Here is a 15,537-nt window from a genome sequence, read left to right on the forward strand (position 1 = left end):
ATATCCACAACGGGGCTGTTGTCCACCGGAATTGAGGGCTCCGAACGGGATTCCGGGTGGGCCCCTACGGTCGTGGCATGACTCTTCGAACGCGTATCTCGTATCCGTCGGGCCCCACCAGCGGACCGGGCCGTAGCCCTCTCTCCGACAGCCGTGGCCGTAGCCGCAGTGGCGGGTCCGGTCGGAGGCGTGGCCGTCTGTGGTCTCGCCGTGGCCACCGGGCTTCCGGGGATCTCCATGCTCCGCACCGGGATCCGGAGGCGGTGCGCCGTCGGGCGGAAGCCCTGTTGGGAGGCAGCAGTCCGCCGGCGGTCGACACACCGCGCGGGGAAGCTGCGGAGCTGCCTGCTGGCCTGCCCGCCGAGCTGCCTGCCGGCCTGCCTCCCGAGCTGCCTGCCGGGGCGGCGCGGGGGCTCGCCGTGCGGGAGCGGCTGCCGTTGTGGTTCCAGGCCCGCTGTGGGGTGGAGCCGCGCGCGGTGGGTGCCGTGGCGGTGGTGCTGGTCGCCGCCGTCGGGTTCGCCGCTCAGCAGTACTGGTCGGCCCGGCCGCGTGCGGTGACCGCTCCGGCGGTGGTCGCCCCGGGGGTGGTGCCTGCGGCGGCCGCGGCCGCGGCTTCTGCGGGGGCCCCGGCGCCGGTGGTGGGTGCCGTGCGGATCGTGGTGGACGTCAGCGGGAAGGTGCGGGACCCGGGGGTGCTGCGGCTGCCCGCCGGTTCGCGGGTCGAGGACGCGCTGGCCGCCGCCGGGGGTGTGCGGCCGGGCACGGACATCACCGGGCTGAATCGGGCCCGGGTGCTGGTGGACGGCGAGCAGGTGCTGGTGGGCGCTCCGGCGCCGCCCCCGGGTGGGGGTGGCGGTCAAGGGCCGGGTCGGGGTCCGGGGGCGGGGCCGCTCAGTCTCGGCTCGGCCACCGTCGACCAGTTGGACGGGCTGCCGGGGGTGGGGCCCGTGCTGGCGCAGCACATCGTGGACTTCCGCACCGCCCGCGGCGGCTTCCGCACCGTTGAGGACCTCCGCCAGGTCAACGGCATCGGTGAGCGCCGCTTCGCCGACTTGCGCCCCCTGGTGCGGCCGTGAGCGGCCCCGGGGGTGGCCGCAGGGGCCGACCCGAGGGCCTTCCGGGCTCGGGGGCGGTGGGCGGGGCCCTGAACGATCCGCGGCCGCCGGAGGGGCGGCCGGTGGAGGCGGGGCCGGTGGACCTGCGTCTCGTGGTGCCGGCCGTGGCCGCCTGGGGGGCGGCCGCCGTGGCGCTGGACGCGCCGGGTTCCTGGACCGCCGCCGGGGTGGGGCTGGGGGTGCTCGGCGCGGGGCTGCTGGTCCTGGCCGGGCGCCGGCGCCCGGGGCCATGGTGGAGGGCGGCTTCGGCCGTGGCCGCCGCCCTGCTGTGTGCGGCTGCGGGGGCCGGGGTGGCCGGGCTGCACCGGGCCGAGGCGCGGGCCGGGCCGGTCGAGGGGCTGGCCCGGGAGCACGCCCGCGTTCTCGCGGAGTTGACCGTCGGCTCCGATCCGCAGGTCTCCCGGGGCGGCAGCGGGCCGCCCCTGGTGGTGCTGGACGCGGTGGTGACCCGGTTGACCGGGCCCGACGGGGTACGGACCCGGGTCGAGACCCCGGTCCGGGTGCTGGCCGGGCATCCGCAATGGGCCCGGCTGCTGCCCTCCACCAGGGTGGTGGTCGTCGCCCGGCTGGCCCCGGCGAGGGGCGGGGAGCGGGCCGTGGCGCTGCTGAGGCCGGGCGGTGACACCCCGCCCGAGGTCACCGGCGGCCCGGATGCCGCGCAGCGGATCGCCGGGCGGCTGCGGGCGGGGCTGCGGGAGGCGAGCGAGGGGCTCGCCCCGGATGCGAGGGCCCTGCTGCCGGGGCTGGTCGTCGGGGACACCTCCCGGGTGCCGCCCGACCTGAAGGAGGCCTTCCGGAGCACTGACCTGCTGCACCTGCTGGCCGTCTCGGGGTCCAACCTGACCGTGGTGCTGTTCCTGCTCATCGGGCCCCCGGCCCGCGCGCAGCGGGCCGAGCGGCGCGGGCTGGCCCCTCGGATCGGGCTCTCGCTGCGGGCCACCGCAGTGTGCGGGGCGGCGCTGACGCTCGGGTTCGTGGTGGTGTGCAGGCCGGAGCCGAGCGTGCTGCGGGCCGCGGCCTGCGGGGCCGTGACCCTGCTGGCCATCGCCACGGGGCGGCGCAGGTCCCTGCTCCCGGCGCTGGCCGCCGCCGTCCTGCTGCTGGTGCTGTACGACCCGTGGCTGGCCCGCGGTTACGGATTCCTGCTCTCCGTCCTGGCCACCGGGGCGTTGCTGACCCTGGCACCCCGGTGGAGCGAGGCCCTGCGCCGTCGCGGGGTGCCATCCAGGCTCGCCGAGGCGCTGGGGGCCGCGGCGGCCGCCCAGGCGGTGTGCGCGCCGGTGGTCGCCGTGCTCTCGGCCCGGGTCGGCCTGGTGGCCGTGCCGTGCAACCTGCTGGCCGAGCTGGCGGCCGGTCCGGCGACGGTGCTCGGCTTCGCCGCCCTGGCGGTGGCCCCCGTGTGGATGCCCGCCGCGGAGCTGCTGGCCCGGTGCGCGGGGGTGCCGGCCGGGTGGATCGCCGCCGTGGCGCGGGCCGGGGCGCGGCTGCCGGGGGCGGAGCTGCCCTGGCCGGGCGGGCTCGCCGGCGGGCTGCTGCTGGCCGCCGTGACCGTGGTCGGCGTGGTGCTGATCGCCCGGTTCGGCGGCAGGCGGTGGCTCTGCTCCGCCCTGGCGGTGGTGCTGCTCCTGGCCGTGCTGCGGCCGCCGCAGTTGACCCGTACCCTCACGGGCTGGCCTCCGCCCGACTGGAGTTACGTCCAGTGCGCCGTCGGGCAAGGGGACGCCGCCGTACTCGAGATCGGCCCGGGGGAGGCACTGGTGGTGGACGCCGGCCCCGAGCCCGGCCCGGTGGACGACTGCCTGCGGGCCCTCGAGGTACGGCGGGTGCCGATGCTGCTGCTGACGCACTTTCACGCCGACCACGTGGCGGGCCTGGCCGGGGTGTTGCGGGGCAGGTCCGTGGGGGTGATCCAGACCACGGGGCTGGACGAACCGCCCGCGCAGGCCGAGTTCGTCCGTCGGGCGGCGGCCGCCGCCGGGGTGCCCGTCGTGCGGGCGGCGGCGGGGGAGCGGCGCCGGGCGGGGCCGCTGGAGTGGCAGGTGCTGTGGCCGCCGCCGGTCGGACCACCCTCCGAAGGGCCCAACGACGCGAGCGTCGCCCTGCTCGTGCGCGCCGGGGGAGTGACCCTGCTCATGCTCGGCGACCTGGAACCACCCGCCCAGCGGGCGCTCCTGCGGGACCATCCGGAGCTGGGGCCGGTGGACGTCCTCAAGGTCGCCCATCACGGTTCCGCGCACCAGGACCCGGAGCTGCAGGCCCGGATCCGGCCGCGCCTCGCCGTCGTCCCGGTCGGCGCGGGCAACCGCTACGGGCACCCCGCGCCCGGCACGCTGGCCCGGCTGCGGGAGTCGGGGGCGACCGTACTGCGCACCGACACGGACGGCTCCGTCGCGGTCACCGGATCCGGCTCGCTGCTGCGGGCATTTCCGGCCAATCGGCGGCGAAGGCGGCGCGGGCATACCGGGCGCGAACATTCTGTTTGCCCACAACCCGACAGCATGATCGAATGCCTCTTCGCCAGCACGGTCCAAGTCCACACAGCACGGGGGTGCGTCAGCCATGTTCGGACGACGACGGGGGACGGAGACGGCGGGAAGTTCCAGCCCGCCCACATCCGCGACACTGACGCTGCCGCCGACGGCGCGGCTGCTCAGCTGCCGCGTGCTCGACAGCGTCCACCAGCCGATCCGGCAAGCCGCGTTCGAGCTCACCGACCCGATCGGCCGGCGGATCGTCAGCGGGGAGACCGACCCGTACGGCGGGATCACCGCGACGGTGCCGGAAGGGGAGTACCGGCTCTCCGTCACGGCCGAGGGGTACGCGCCGTTCCACGGGGCGACGCTGGTGGGCGGCCCGGCGCAGCCCGGCACCGGGGAGATCGTCCTCGACGCCGTGGAGCCGCCGTTGCTTCCGCAGCCCGGCCACTGGGAGCTCGACCCGACGCACTCGACGATCGGCTTCACTGCCCGGCACATCGGCATGGCCCGGATCCGCGGCCGGTTCAACACGTTCGCGGGCGCCGTCCGGATAGCCGAGCGCATGGAGGACTCCTCCATGCACGTGATCATCGACGCGGCGAGCATCGACACAGGTATGCGGATGCGGGACGACCACCTGCGCTCGGGGGACTTCCTGGACGCGGTCCGCTACCCGACGGTGGAGTTCTACAGCGAACGCTTCATCCACCGCAGCGGCAGCCGCTGGGCCGTCGCGGGCGCCCTCACCCTCCACGGGGTGAACCGCTCCGTGACCCTCGACACCCAGTACCTGGGACTCGGCACGGGCATGGAGGGCGAACAGCGGGCAGCCTGCCGGGCCACCGCCGAACTCCAGCGCGAGGACTTCACCCTGAACTGGCAGTCGATGCTCGCGCACGGGATCGCGGCGATCGGATCGAGCGTGGAAGTGACGCTGGACGTGCAGGCTGTCCACAAGGCCTGAGGGCGCCGAGGGGCCCCGGCGCCTACGGGGCCTCCAGCCAGCCCTCGTACTCGGCGGCGAGGGCGTCCAGGGCGGTGGGGTCGAGCCCTTCCCGCGGGTCCTCGACGACCACCAGCCACTGGGCGTCCTCGGCATCGTCCTCGCCGGCCAGGGCGTCGCGGACCAACTGGGGCTCCTCCGGGAGGCCGAACCGGTCGACGACCTCCTGCGCCACCTCCTCGGCGGCGTCGCGGTCGGGCAGGACGAGTACATGTCGCACGTTCACGTGACCATTCTCAAGTATTCGGTGAGCGGGGCCGCGAGGCGGTGGGCTGTCAGTGCCGCGTGGGATGCTGGAGTCGATGGCCACCAGGAAGAACTCAACCGACGACCCACTCGCTCCGCTCACCGTCGCGGTGGGGCAGGAGGACCTGCTGCTCGACCGTGTCGTACGGGAGGTGGTGACGGCCGCCCGTGCCGTCGATGCCGACACGGACGTACGCGACCTCTCCTCCGAGCAGCTCCAGCCCGGCACGCTCGCCGAGCTGACGAGCCCCTCGCTCTTCTCCGAGCGCAAGGTCCTGATCGTGCGGGGCGCGCAGGACCTGTCCGCGGACAGCATCAAGGAGGTCAAGGCCTACCTCGACGCGCCGTACGAGGAGATCATCCTCGTCCTCCTCCACGCGGGCGGGGTCAAGGGCAAGGGCCTCTTGGACGCGGCGCGCAAGGCCGGCGCCCGGGAGATCGCCTGCCCGAAGATGACCAAGGCGGCGGACCGGCTGGCGTTCGTACGGGGCGAGTTCCGCACGCTGGGCCGCTCGGCGACCCCGGAGGCCTGCCAGAACCTGGTGGACGCGATCGGCAGCGACCTGCGGGAGCTGGCGAGTGCGGCGGCGCAGCTGTGCGCGGACGTCGAGGGCACCATCGACGAGGCCGTGGTGGGCCGTTACTACACGGGCCGCGCGGAAGCCTCCAGCTTCACGGTCGCCGACCGGGCCGTCGAGGGCCGGGCGGCGGAAGCCCTCGAAGCCCTGCGCTGGTCCCTGGCGACCGGGGTGGCCCCGGTCCTGATCACCAGTGCGCTGGCCCAGGCGGTGCGCGCGATCGGCAAGCTCGCCTCCGCCCCGCGCGGGGCCCGCCCCGGCGACCTCGCCCGGGACCTGGGCATGCCGCCATGGAAGATCGACCGGGTCCGCCAGCAGATGCGCGGCTGGTCCGCAGACGGGGTCGCCGACGCCCTGCGCGCCGTGGCCGCCGCCGACGCGGGAGTGAAGGGCGGCGGCGACGACCCCGAGTACGCCCTGGAGAAGGCGGTCGTGGCGGTGGCCCGCGCCGCCCGCCCCCAGCGTCGATAGGCCACTCGCTTCGGCGACGGGCCGCTGAGGGGGCGGACCGGCCGGCAAAGCCCCTGGGTCAGTGGGCCATGGAGCGGGCTGCGGTGGGGCTGGGGCGGCCGGTCGGCAGGAGGACGGCCGCGGCTAGGGCGAGGGCCAGGGCCGGGACGGGGAGGGTGCTGAAGCCGCCGGAGGCGAGGGCGGCGACGCCGATGGCCGCGCCCAGTTCGTGCGAGGTGCCCACCAGGCCGGAGGCCACCCCGGAGTGCTCCGGGGGGACTTCGGAGAGCGCGGCCGTCGTCGCGCACACGAAGGCCCCGCCGAGACCGAGCCCCAGCAGGGCGAAGCCGGGGACCAGGCCGGTCCAGAGCCCGCCCGTGGGGGCCAGCGCGGCGCCCGCCGCCGCCAGGGCGAAGGCCGTCGCACCGACCCGGCGCCAGCCGAAGCGCACGACCGCCGCGCTGCCCAGGTGCGCGCCGGCCATGACCGCCACCGCCACCGGGAGGAACGCCAGCCCCGTGACGAGCGCGCTGCGCCCGAGGGTGTGCTGGATGTGCAGGGAGCTGACGTAGAACCCCGCTACCAGCAGCCCGGCGGCCCCGAGCATCACGGCGCTCCCGCCCAGCAGGGCTCGGCGGCCCGGGAGGGCGGAGGGCAGCAGGGGGTGCGGGTTCCGGCGCTCCGCGAGGGCGAGCAGCAGGCCCGCCGCGGCGGCTCCGGCCAGCCAGGGCCAGGAGCCTTCGGTCAGCCCGTAGACCAGGCAGGCGGAAGCCGCCGTCAGCAGGAGGGCTCCCGCGAGCCCGAGAGGAGACCTCTTGCCGGGGGTGCGGAGCGAGTGCCCCAGCAGCAGCGGGACGGCGATCAGCGCCAGGATCCCGGCGGGCAGGTTGACGTAGAAGATCCACCGCCAGCCCGGCCCGTCGGCCAGGATCCCGCCGAGCAGGACCCCGACGGCCGCGCCGGCCCCGCCGACCCCCGCCCACACGCCGAGGGCGCGGTGCCGTGCCGGGCCCTCGAACAGGGCCAGGACCAGCGCCATCGCCGCCGGCGAGAGCAGGGCCGCGCCGATGCCCTGCGCGGAGCGCGCCGCGATCAGGGTGCCGCCCGTCCCCGCGAGGCCGGACGCCACGGAGGCCGCGGTGAACAGCGTCAGCCCGGCCAGGAACATCCGCCGCGCCCCGAACCGGTCGGCCAGCCGTCCGCCCACCAGCAGCAGGGCGCCGAAGAAGAGCGTGTACGCGGTGACGGCCCAGGTGAGGCCCTCGTCGGAGAGCGCGAGGTCGGCGCCGATGACGGGCAGGGCCACGTTCACCACCGTGACGTCCGCGATGAGCATGAACTGGGCCAGGCAGAGCAGGGCCAGCAGGCGCCATCGATGCGGATGTGCGGCGCCGTGGGACGGGGCGTATGCCTGTGAGTGGGAGTGCGAGGGCATGGCGAAGCCGCTCCTAAAGTTAACAGAGGTGTTAAGGATTGAGTATGCAGCTCCGCCTGTGGAATGTGAACAGTGGTGTTAAGTTTGGTTCCATGGTCATCGACGACGCCCCCACCCCCCGGCCCCGCCGCGCCGACGCCGAGCGCAACGCCGCCGCGATCGTCGACGCCGGCCTGGACTGCTTCCTCGCCGACCCGCAGGCGAGCATGGCCGCCATCGCCCGCGCCGCCGGAGTCAGCCGGGTCACGCTCTACTCCCACTTCGCCACCCGCGAAGCGCTCCTCGACGCCGCCTTCGACCGGGCCGAGGCCGAAGCCGCCGCGGCCCTCGCCGACGGCGGCGACCTCGCCTGGCTCGTCCGCACCTCCTGGCGGCTCCTCGACCGGCACTCCGCCGTCTTCGCCGCCGTCTCCACCGCGTTCCCGCCCGAGCGGCTCCGCGAGCGCCACGACCGGATCCTGGCCCCGGTCCGCCGGCTGATCGTCCGCGGCCAGGAGGCCGGCGAGCTGCGCTCCGACCTCTCCGCGGACTGGTTGGTCACCGTCGTCTACAGCCTCGTCCACGCCGCCGCGGCCGAGGTGCAGGCCGGCCGGCTGGACCCGTCGGACGCCCCGGACGTCCTGACCTCGACCGTGCTCGCCGCCGTCCGCGGATGAGCGGACAACGCGAAGGCCCCGGCCACCACCCTGGGGAAGGGTGGAGGCCGGGGCCTTCGGTCACTGCCTTTGTTGCGCCGCACCCGCGTGGCGAACGCTTCGTGTGCGGCGCGGGGTGCCGGTCGGGAGCGGGAGAGAGGGCCCGCTGGGTCCCTACCCGGCGATCACATCGAGAGCTCAGCCCTGGAGGGAGGCAACCTTGATGGCCAGCGCCGACTTCTTGTTGGCGGCGGCGTTCTTGTGGATGACACCCTTCGAGACAGCCTTGTCGAGCGCACGCGCGGCGGCGCGAGAAGCCACGGTGGCCTTCTCGACGTCACCGGCGACGACGGCCTCGCGGGCCTTGCGGATCGCGGTCTTGAGCGAAGACTTGACGGCCTTGTTGCGCAGGCGCGCCTTCTCGTTCGTCTTGTTCCGCTTGATCTGGGACTTGATGTTCGCCACGAAAGAGCCTTTTCAGGTTCAGAGTTTGATCTTCGGATTGTGTCCCGACAGCTGAGAGGGCATACGAGACACAGCTGCCCAGGCTACCAGGCACGCTCCTGGCGGCCCAAACCGAGCGCACTGCCCCGTCCATGGGACCATGGGAGGACTTCAGACTTCGTTCCGCGTTCCGACTGCGACCGAGAATCAGGACACTGCGTGCCCGCGATCCCCAGCCACGTGCCCGAGCCGAGCCGTACCGACCCGGCGCTGATCCGCAACTTCTGCATCATCGCGCACATCGACCACGGCAAGTCGACCCTTGCCGACCGGATGCTCCAGCTCACCGGTGTGGTCGACCAGCGGCAGATGCGCGCCCAGTACCTCGACCGCATGGACATCGAGCGTGAGCGCGGCATCACGATCAAGTCCCAGGCGGTCCGACTGCCCTGGGCACCCACCACGGGCGAGGACCAGGGCAAGACCCACGTCCTCAACATGATCGACACCCCCGGGCACGTCGACTTCACCTACGAGGTCTCGCGCTCCCTCGCCGCGTGCGAGGGCACGGTCCTCCTGGTGGACGCGGCCCAGGGCATCGAGGCCCAGACCCTCGCCAACCTGTACCTGGCGATGGAGAAGGACCTCGCGATCGTCCCGGTCCTGAACAAGATCGACCTGCCGGCCGCCCAGCCGGAGAAGTTCGCCGAGGAGCTCGCGAACCTGGTCGGCTGTCAGCCGGAGGACGTCCTGCGCGTCTCGGCGAAGACCGGTCTCGGCGTGGACGTGCTGCTCGACAAGATCGTCGCCACGGTCCCGGCCCCGGTCGGCCCCAAGGACGCCCCGGCCCGCGCCATGATCTTCGACTCGGTCTACGACTCGTACCGCGGTGTCGTGACGTACGTGCGTGTGGTCGACGGCCAGCTCAACAAGCGCGAGCGCATCCGGATGATGTCCACCGGCGCCACGCACGAGCTGCTGGAGATCGGCGTCTCCTCGCCCGAGATGACCCCGGCCGACGGCATCGGCGTCGGCGAGGTGGGCTACATCATCACCGGCGTGAAGGACGTCCGTCAGTCCAAGGTCGGTGACACCATCACCAGCCTGCACAACGGCGCGACCGAGGCCCTCGGCGGCTACAAGGACCCGCGCCCGATGGTCTTCTCGGGCCTCTACCCGCTCGACGGCTCGGACTACCCGGACCTGCGCGAGGCCCTGGACAAGCTTCAGCTCAACGACGCCGCGCTCGTCTACGAGCCGGAGACCTCGGCGGCCCTCGGCTTCGGCTTCCGCGTCGGCTTCCTGGGCCTGCTCCACCTGGACGTGGTGCGCGAGCGCCTGGAGCGCGAGTTCGGTCTCGACCTGATCGCCACCGCGCCGAACGTGGTCTACCGGGTCGTCATGGAAGACGGCAAGGAAGTCTCCGTCACCAACCCGAGCGAGTTCCCCGAGGGCAAGATCTCGGACGTGTTCGAGCCGGTCGTCCGGGCCACCCTGCTCGCGCCCTCCGAGTTCATCGGCGCGATCATGGAGCTCTGCCAGCAGCGCCGCGGCACCCTCCTCGGGATGGACTACCTCTCCGAGGACCGGGTCGAGATCCGCTACACGCTGCCGCTCGCGGAGATCGTCTTCGACTTCTTCGACCAGCTGAAGTCCAAGACGCGCGGCTACGCCTCCCTCGACTACGAGCCCACCGGCGAGCAGTCCGGCAGCCTGGTCAAGGTCGACATCCTGCTGCACGGCGACAAGGTCGACGCCTTCTCCGCCGTCTGCCACAAGGACGCCGCCTACGCCTACGGCGTGCGCCTGGTCGCCAAGCTGCGCGAGCTCATCCCGCGGCAGGCCTTCGAGATTCCGATCCAGGCGGCCGTCGGCTCCCGCGTCATCGCCCGCGAGACCATCCGCGCCATCCGCAAGGACGTCCTCGCCAAGTGCTACGGCGGTGACATCTCCCGTAAGCGGAAGCTGCTGGAGAAGCAGAAGGAAGGCAAGAAGCGCATGAAGATGGTCGGCTCAGTGGAGGTCCCCCAGGAGGCCTTCATCGCCGTGCTGTCCAGCGACGAGTCCGGCGGCAAGAAGAAGTAGCCCCGCGGTAACCGTTGTGTACGAGACAGGCCCCCGAGGAGATGCCCGGGGGCCTGTTTCGTTATGAATCGGCCGCTCGGCAGCTCTTACGCGCCGGGCGGAGGGCCCCTACTCTGATCACTGCTCGATGGTTACTCGCCAGTTACAAGCCCTGAGTCACCGCCCTGAATGACAGGCCCTGCCGCGTGGTCCGGAGGACGTCCGTGAGCGACACACAGACCTTGATCGAGAACCGCCCGCCCACTGTGGCGGCACTCTTCCTGGAGCGCGTCGCCGCGACGCCCGACAAGGAGGCGTACCGGTTCCCGGTGCCCGCGGCCGACGGCCAGGGCCCCGACGACTGGAAGTCGCTCAGCTGGGGCCAGGCCGCAGAGCGGGTCTTCGGCATCGCCGCGGGCCTGATCGACCTCGGCATCCAGCCGGAGCAGCGCGTCGCGCTCGCCTCCAACACCCGGGTCGACTGGATCCTGTCCGACCTCGGCGTGATGTGCGCGGGCGGAGCGGTCACCACCATCTACCCCAGCACCAACGCGGACGAATCGGCGTTCATCCTCTCGGACTCCGAGAGCCGGATCCTCATCGCCGAGGACGGCAAGCAGCTGGCGAAGGCCCGCGAGCGCCGCGCCGACCTGCCGCACCTCGCCCACGTGGTGGTCATCGAGGCCGCCGACGCGATCGCCGAGGACGGCGACCCCGAGGGCTGGGTGCTCTCCCTCGCCGACCTGGAGAAGCGCGGCGCCGACTACCTCGCCAAGCACCCCGAGGCCGTCAAGGAGCGGATCGGCGCCATCACCGCCGACCAGCTCGCCACCCTCATCTACACCTCCGGCACCACCGGCCGCCCCAAGGGCGTACGGCTGCCGCACGACAACTGGTCGTACATGGCCAAGGCCACCGTCGCCACCGGCCTGATCACCGCGGACGACATCCAGTACCTGTGGCTGCCGCTGGCCCACGTCTTCGGCAAGGTGCTGACCTCCGGCCAGATCGAGGTCGGGCACGTCACCGCCGTCGACGGCCGTATCGACAAGATCATCGAAAACCTGCCGATCGTGCAGCCGACGTACATGGCGGCCGTTCCGCGCATCTTCGAGAAGGTCTACAACGGCGTGGCCGCCAAGGCCCGGGCCGGCGGCGGCGCCAAGTACAAGATCTTCCAGTGGTCGGTCGGCGTGGCCCGCGAGTACGCCAAGGTCACCCAGGACAACTTCCGGCGCACCGGCCGCAAGACCGCCCCCTTCGGCCTCACCACCAAGCACAAGATCGCCGACGCGCTGGTCTACTCGAAGCTCCGCGAGGCCTTCGGCGGCAACCTGCGCGCCGCCGTCTCCGGCGCGTCCGCCCTGGCGCCCGAGATCGGCTACTTCTTCTCGGGCGCGGGCATCCACATCCTGGAGGGCTACGGCCTCACCGAGTCCAGCGCCGCCTCCTTCGTCAACCCGGGCGAGGCCTACCGCACCGGCACCGTCGGCAAGCCGCTCCCCGGCACCGAGGTCCGCATCGCCGACGACGGCGAGGTCCTGCTGCGCGGCCCCGGCATCATGCAGGGCTACCACCAGCAGCCGGAGAAGACCGCCGAGGTCCTGGAGTCCGACGGCTGGCTGCACACGGGCGACATCGGCGAGCTGTCGGCCGACGGCTACCTGCGCATCACCGACCGCAAGAAGGACCTGATCAAGACCTCGGGCGGCAAGTACGTCGCCCCGGCCGAGGTCGAGGGCCAGTTCAAGGCGATCTGCCCGTACGTGTCGACCATCGTCGTGCACGGCGCCGACCGGAACTTCTGCTCGGCGCTGATCGCGCTCGACGAGCCGTCGATCCTGACGTGGGCCGCCGAGAACGGGCTGGCGGGCAAGACGTACGGCGAGGTGCTGGCCGCGCCCGAGACGGTACGGCTCATCGAGACGTACGTGCAGACCCTCAACGACGGCCTGCAGAGGTGGCAGACGGTCAAGAAGTTCCGGCTGCTCCCGCGCGACCTGGACGTGGAACACGGCGACCTCACGCCGAGCCTGAAGCTGAAGCGGCCGGTCGTCGAGCGTGAGTTCAAGCACCTGATCGAGGAGATGTACGAGGGCTCGCGCGAGGCGTGACGCCTGCCGCGGGCTCGGTGGGGGCGGGGCGGTGGACCGCCCCGCGGACCCCGCCCTTCCCGTGCCGTGGTTCCCTGCGGGCCGTGTCCCGGGGCTCGCCCCAGACCCCGCGCCTCAAACGCCGGCGGGGCTGGGAGGTGTGGGTCGTGTGCCGGGGCTCCGCCCCAGACCCCGCGCCTCGAACGCCGGCGGGGCTGGGAGTGCCCCGGGCTGGGTCGGCGGCGGGGCTGGATCTTCGGCGGGTGCGGGATGATGGGGGTATGCCTTCCGCACTGCCCGACGGTGAACCCATGCCCGAAGACGGCTCGCTGCCGTCGCACGCCCTGGTGGGTGCGGGGGACCGGCCGCTCGGCTTCTACCTGCACGTCCCGTACTGCGCCACGCGCTGCGGGTACTGCGACTTCAACACCTACACGGCCACCGAGCTGCGGGGCACCGGCGGCGTGCTCGCCTCGCGGGAGAACTACGCCGACACCCTGATCGACGAGGTCCGCCTCGCGCGGAAGGTGCTCGGGGACGACCCGAGGGCCGTGCGCACGGTGTTCGTGGGCGGCGGCACGCCCACGCTGCTGCCCGCCGGGGACCTCGTACGCATGCTCGCGGCGATCCGCGACGAGTTCGGCCTGGCCGAGGACGCCGAGATCACCACCGAGGCCAATCCGGAGTCCGTGAACCCGGAGTACCTGGCCGAGCTGCGCGCCGGCGGCTTCAACCGGATCTCCTTCGGCATGCAGAGCGCCAAGCAGCACGTCCTGAAGGTGCTGGACCGCACGCACACCCCGGGGCGCCCCGAGGCGTGCGTTGCGGAGGCGCGGGCGGCCGGCTTCGAGCACGTCAACCTCGACCTGATCTACGGGACCCCGGGGGAGTCGGACGAGGACTGGCGGGCGTCCCTCGCTGCCGCGCTCGGCGCCGGGCCGGACCACATCAGCGCCTACGCGCTGATCGTGGAAGAGGGCACGCAGCTGGCACGCCGGATCCGCCGGGGCGAGGTCCCGATGACGGACGACGACGTGCACGCGGACCGGTACCTGATCGCCGACGAGGTCATGGCCGCGGCCGGCTACGACTGGTACGAGGTCTCGAACTGGGCCACCTCGGAGGCCGGGCGCTGCCTGCACAACGAGCTGTACTGGCGCGGCGCCGACTGGTGGGGCGCGGGCCCGGGCGCGCACTCGCACGTGGGCGGGGTGCGGTGGTGGAACGTGAAGCACCCGGGTGCGTATGCGGCGGCGCTGGCCGAGGGCCGCTCCCCGGGCGCCGGGCGGGAGCTCCTGTCGGAGGAGGACCGGCGGGTGGAGCGGATCCTGCTGGAGCTGCGGCTGGTGGACGGCGTCGCGCTGTCCCTGCTGGCCCCAGCGGGCCTCGCCGCATCGCGGCGGGCACTGGCCGACGGTCTGCTGGAGGCGGGCCCGTACGAGGCGGGCCACGCGGTCCTGACCCTGCGCGGGCGTCTGCTGGCCGACGCGGTGGTCCGCGACCTGGTGGACTGATCAGTCCACGGAGTGAATCACTGCGAATGAGGGCAGGTGCGGCCTAGCCTGTCCATAGCCTTCTGTCGCATACCCGGCGGCAGAAGTGGAGGGCACGGAGATGACCGCTGTGGATGATCGCCGGATGACCGAGTACTTCGAGAGCTTCGAGGCTCCCGAGGGGGTCAAGGTTGAGCTCCTCAGGGGGGAAATCGTGATCATGGCGGGGCCCGACGTGGTCCACACAACCTGATCGTCCTGTTCGTCCAGCGGCAGATCCCCGTGGGACGCTGGTACCCGCTCCAGACGCAGGACGTGGACATTCCGGCGGAGTCGTCCGAGCCGCAGCCGGACCTCGTTGTCCTGCCGACCGAGGCAGCGCCCGAGTCGGGCCGTCTGGTGCCCGCCCCGGCTCTGGCGATGGTGGTCGAGGTCGTCTCCAAGACCAGCAAGCTCCGCGACTACGTGACGAAGCGGTCCATCTACGCGGCGGGCGGCATCCCCACCTATTTGATCATCGACCCCTTCCAGGCCAAGTGCGTGGTGCTCACCGAACCCTTCGGCGCCGGAGAAGAGGCCGACTACCGGACCGAGCGGACCAGCAAGTTCGGTGAACCGGTCCCGCTCGACGTCCTCGGTGTCACGCTCGACACCGCGGAGTTCGGCACCCTGCCGTAGCTCAGACCGGTGCCGTGACGAAGTCGATCAGCTCCTCCACGCGGCCCAACAGCGTCGGCTCCAGGTCCTTGTAGGACGTCACGCGGGACAGGATGTGCTGCCACGCGGCGCCCGTGTTCTCCGGCCAGCCCAGCGCCCGGCAGATGCCCGTCTTCCAGTCCTGGCCGCGCGGGACCACCGGCCACGCCGGGATGCCGAGGGCGGACGGTTTCACCGCCTGCCAGACATCGATGTACGGGTGGCCTGCGATCAGGACGTCCGGGGAGTTCACCGAGGCCGCGATGCGCGACTCCTTGGAGCCCGGGACCAGGTGGTCCACCAGGACGCCGAGGCGGGCGTCGGGGGCCGGGGCGAACTCGGCGACGATGGCCGGGAGGTCGTCGATGCCCTCCAGGTACTCCACCACCACCCCCTCGATGCGCAGGTCGTCGCCCCAGACCTTCTCGACCAGCTCCGCGTCGTGGCGGCCCTCCACGTAGATGCGCCCGGCCCGTGCCACGCGCGCCCGCGCCCCCGGGACGGCGATCGAGCCCGAGGCGGTCAGGCGGGGGGCGGAGGGGCCGCGTGAGGGGCGTGTGAGGGTGACCACGGCTCCGTCCAGCAGGAAGCCGCTCGGCTCCAGCGGGAAGACCCGGCGCTTGCCGAAGCGGTCCTCCAGCATCACCGTGCCCGCCTCGCAGGACACCACCGCGCCGCAGAAGTCCGTACCGGCCACCTCGACCACCAGGTCCGGTTCCGCCGCCACCTCCGGTACGGGCTTCGGGCGCTTCCACTGTGGGGTCAGGTCGGGGGAGTACTCGCGCATCCGGCCGAGGGTAGGAGAGGT

General features: G+C 72.9%; 11 protein-coding genes and 2 pseudogenes. 9 read left to right on the forward strand and 4 right to left on the reverse strand.

Translation table 11 applies throughout. The features are described 5' to 3' along the window. Positions 1-287: 287 nt before the first annotated feature. The 3 genes and pseudogenes from OG625_RS26000 to OG625_RS26010 all read left to right on the forward strand — a co-directional run bounded on the left by OG625_RS26000 (position 288) and on the right by OG625_RS26010 (position 4,556). Positions 288-1,076 carry a ComEA family DNA-binding protein gene (locus tag OG625_RS26000; protein ID WP_329385700.1) on the forward strand — a complete coding sequence of 263 codons (789 nt, stop codon included), beginning with the start codon at positions 288-290 and terminating at the stop codon, positions 1,074-1,076. A gap of 56 nt (positions 1,077-1,132) precedes the next feature. Then, positions 1,133-3,538: pseudogene (locus OG625_RS26005) on the forward strand (ComEC/Rec2 family competence protein); the annotation flags it as partial. Between the two features lie 136 nt (positions 3,539-3,674). Beyond that, the gene (locus tag OG625_RS26010; protein WP_329385703.1) at positions 3,675-4,556 is read left to right on the forward strand and encodes a YceI family protein; all 882 of its coding nucleotides are present in this window, start codon (positions 3,675-3,677) and stop codon (positions 4,554-4,556) included. Positions 4,557-4,578: 22 nt separating this feature from the next. On the opposite strand, the gene OG625_RS26015 is transcribed toward OG625_RS26010, so the two are convergent. Next, complete coding sequence (locus OG625_RS26015) at positions 4,579-4,821, reverse strand: hypothetical protein (RefSeq protein ID WP_329385706.1); 243 nt, start codon at positions 4,819-4,821, stop codon at positions 4,579-4,581. A gap of 76 nt (positions 4,822-4,897) precedes the next feature. Between OG625_RS26015 and holA the strand changes: the two genes are divergently transcribed. Next, positions 4,898-5,890, forward strand: coding sequence for a DNA polymerase III subunit delta (holA, locus tag OG625_RS26020; RefSeq protein ID WP_329385709.1), 993 nt, complete (start codon positions 4,898-4,900; stop codon positions 5,888-5,890). A gap of 58 nt (positions 5,891-5,948) precedes the next feature. On the opposite strand, the gene OG625_RS26025 is transcribed toward holA, so the two are convergent. Then, entirely contained in the window at positions 5,949-7,304 is a 1,356-nt protein-coding gene (locus OG625_RS26025; RefSeq protein ID WP_329385712.1) for an MFS transporter, read from the reverse strand. 92 nt (positions 7,305-7,396) lie between these two features. On the opposite strand from OG625_RS26025, the gene OG625_RS26030 reads away from it, so the two are divergent. Further along, a complete protein-coding gene (locus tag OG625_RS26030; protein WP_329385715.1) occupies positions 7,397-7,960 on the forward strand; it encodes a TetR/AcrR family transcriptional regulator in 564 nt (187 codons plus the stop codon). A gap of 177 nt (positions 7,961-8,137) precedes the next feature. On the opposite strand, the gene rpsT is transcribed toward OG625_RS26030, so the two are convergent. Continuing rightward, positions 8,138-8,404 carry a 30S ribosomal protein S20 gene (rpsT, locus tag OG625_RS26035; protein WP_319720709.1) on the reverse strand — a complete coding sequence of 89 codons (267 nt, stop codon included), beginning with the start codon at positions 8,402-8,404 and terminating at the stop codon, positions 8,138-8,140. A gap of 198 nt (positions 8,405-8,602) precedes the next feature. Here rpsT and lepA point away from each other — a divergent pair, with 198 nt between their 5' ends. The 4 genes and pseudogenes from lepA to OG625_RS26055 all read left to right on the forward strand — a co-directional run bounded on the left by lepA (position 8,603) and on the right by OG625_RS26055 (position 14,711). Next, entirely contained in the window at positions 8,603-10,468 is a 1,866-nt protein-coding gene (lepA, locus tag OG625_RS26040; protein ID WP_329385725.1) for a translation elongation factor 4, read from the forward strand. Between the two features lie 203 nt (positions 10,469-10,671). After that, positions 10,672-12,561 (forward strand): AMP-dependent synthetase/ligase, encoded by a 1,890-nt coding sequence (locus OG625_RS26045; protein ID WP_329385728.1) that lies wholly within the window; start codon positions 10,672-10,674, stop codon positions 12,559-12,561. Positions 12,562-12,821: 260 nt separating this feature from the next. Next, positions 12,822-14,054: a radical SAM family heme chaperone HemW gene (gene hemW, locus OG625_RS26050; protein WP_329385731.1), complete on the forward strand. Its 1,233-nt coding sequence runs from the start codon at positions 12,822-12,824 to the stop codon at positions 14,052-14,054. Positions 14,055-14,154: 100 nt separating this feature from the next. After that, a pseudogene (locus tag OG625_RS26055) lies at positions 14,155-14,711 on the forward strand (Uma2 family endonuclease). Between the two features lies 1 nt (position 14,712). On the opposite strand, the gene OG625_RS26060 reads toward OG625_RS26055, so the two are convergent. Next, complete coding sequence (locus tag OG625_RS26060; RefSeq protein ID WP_329385734.1) at positions 14,713-15,516, reverse strand: DUF3097 domain-containing protein; 804 nt, start codon at positions 15,514-15,516, stop codon at positions 14,713-14,715. Positions 15,517-15,537 lie beyond the last annotated feature (21 nt).

This window comes from Streptomyces sp. NBC_01351 (assembly GCF_036237315.1).
In the GTDB taxonomy this organism is placed as follows: domain Bacteria; phylum Actinomycetota; class Actinomycetes; order Streptomycetales; family Streptomycetaceae; genus Streptomyces.

Bases quoted from the DNA above. Each gene is read 5' to 3' on its own strand.
- OG625_RS26010 (WP_329385703.1), top strand. From the start codon at position 3,675: ATGTTCGGACGACGACGGGGGACGGAGACGGCGGGAAGTTCCAGCCCG.
- hemW (WP_329385731.1), top strand. From the start codon at position 12,822: ATGCCTTCCGCACTGCCCGACGGTGAACCCATGCCCGAAGACGGCTCG.
- OG625_RS26030 (WP_329385715.1), top strand. From the start codon at position 7,397: ATGGTCATCGACGACGCCCCCACCCCCCGGCCCCGCCGCGCCGACGCC.
- holA (WP_329385709.1), top strand. From the start codon at position 4,898: ATGGCCACCAGGAAGAACTCAACCGACGACCCACTCGCTCCGCTCACC.
- OG625_RS26025 (WP_329385712.1), bottom strand. From the start codon at position 7,304: ATGCCCTCGCACTCCCACTCACAGGCATACGCCCCGTCCCACGGCGCC.
- OG625_RS26060 (WP_329385734.1), bottom strand. From the start codon at position 15,516: ATGCGCGAGTACTCCCCCGACCTGACCCCACAGTGGAAGCGCCCGAAG.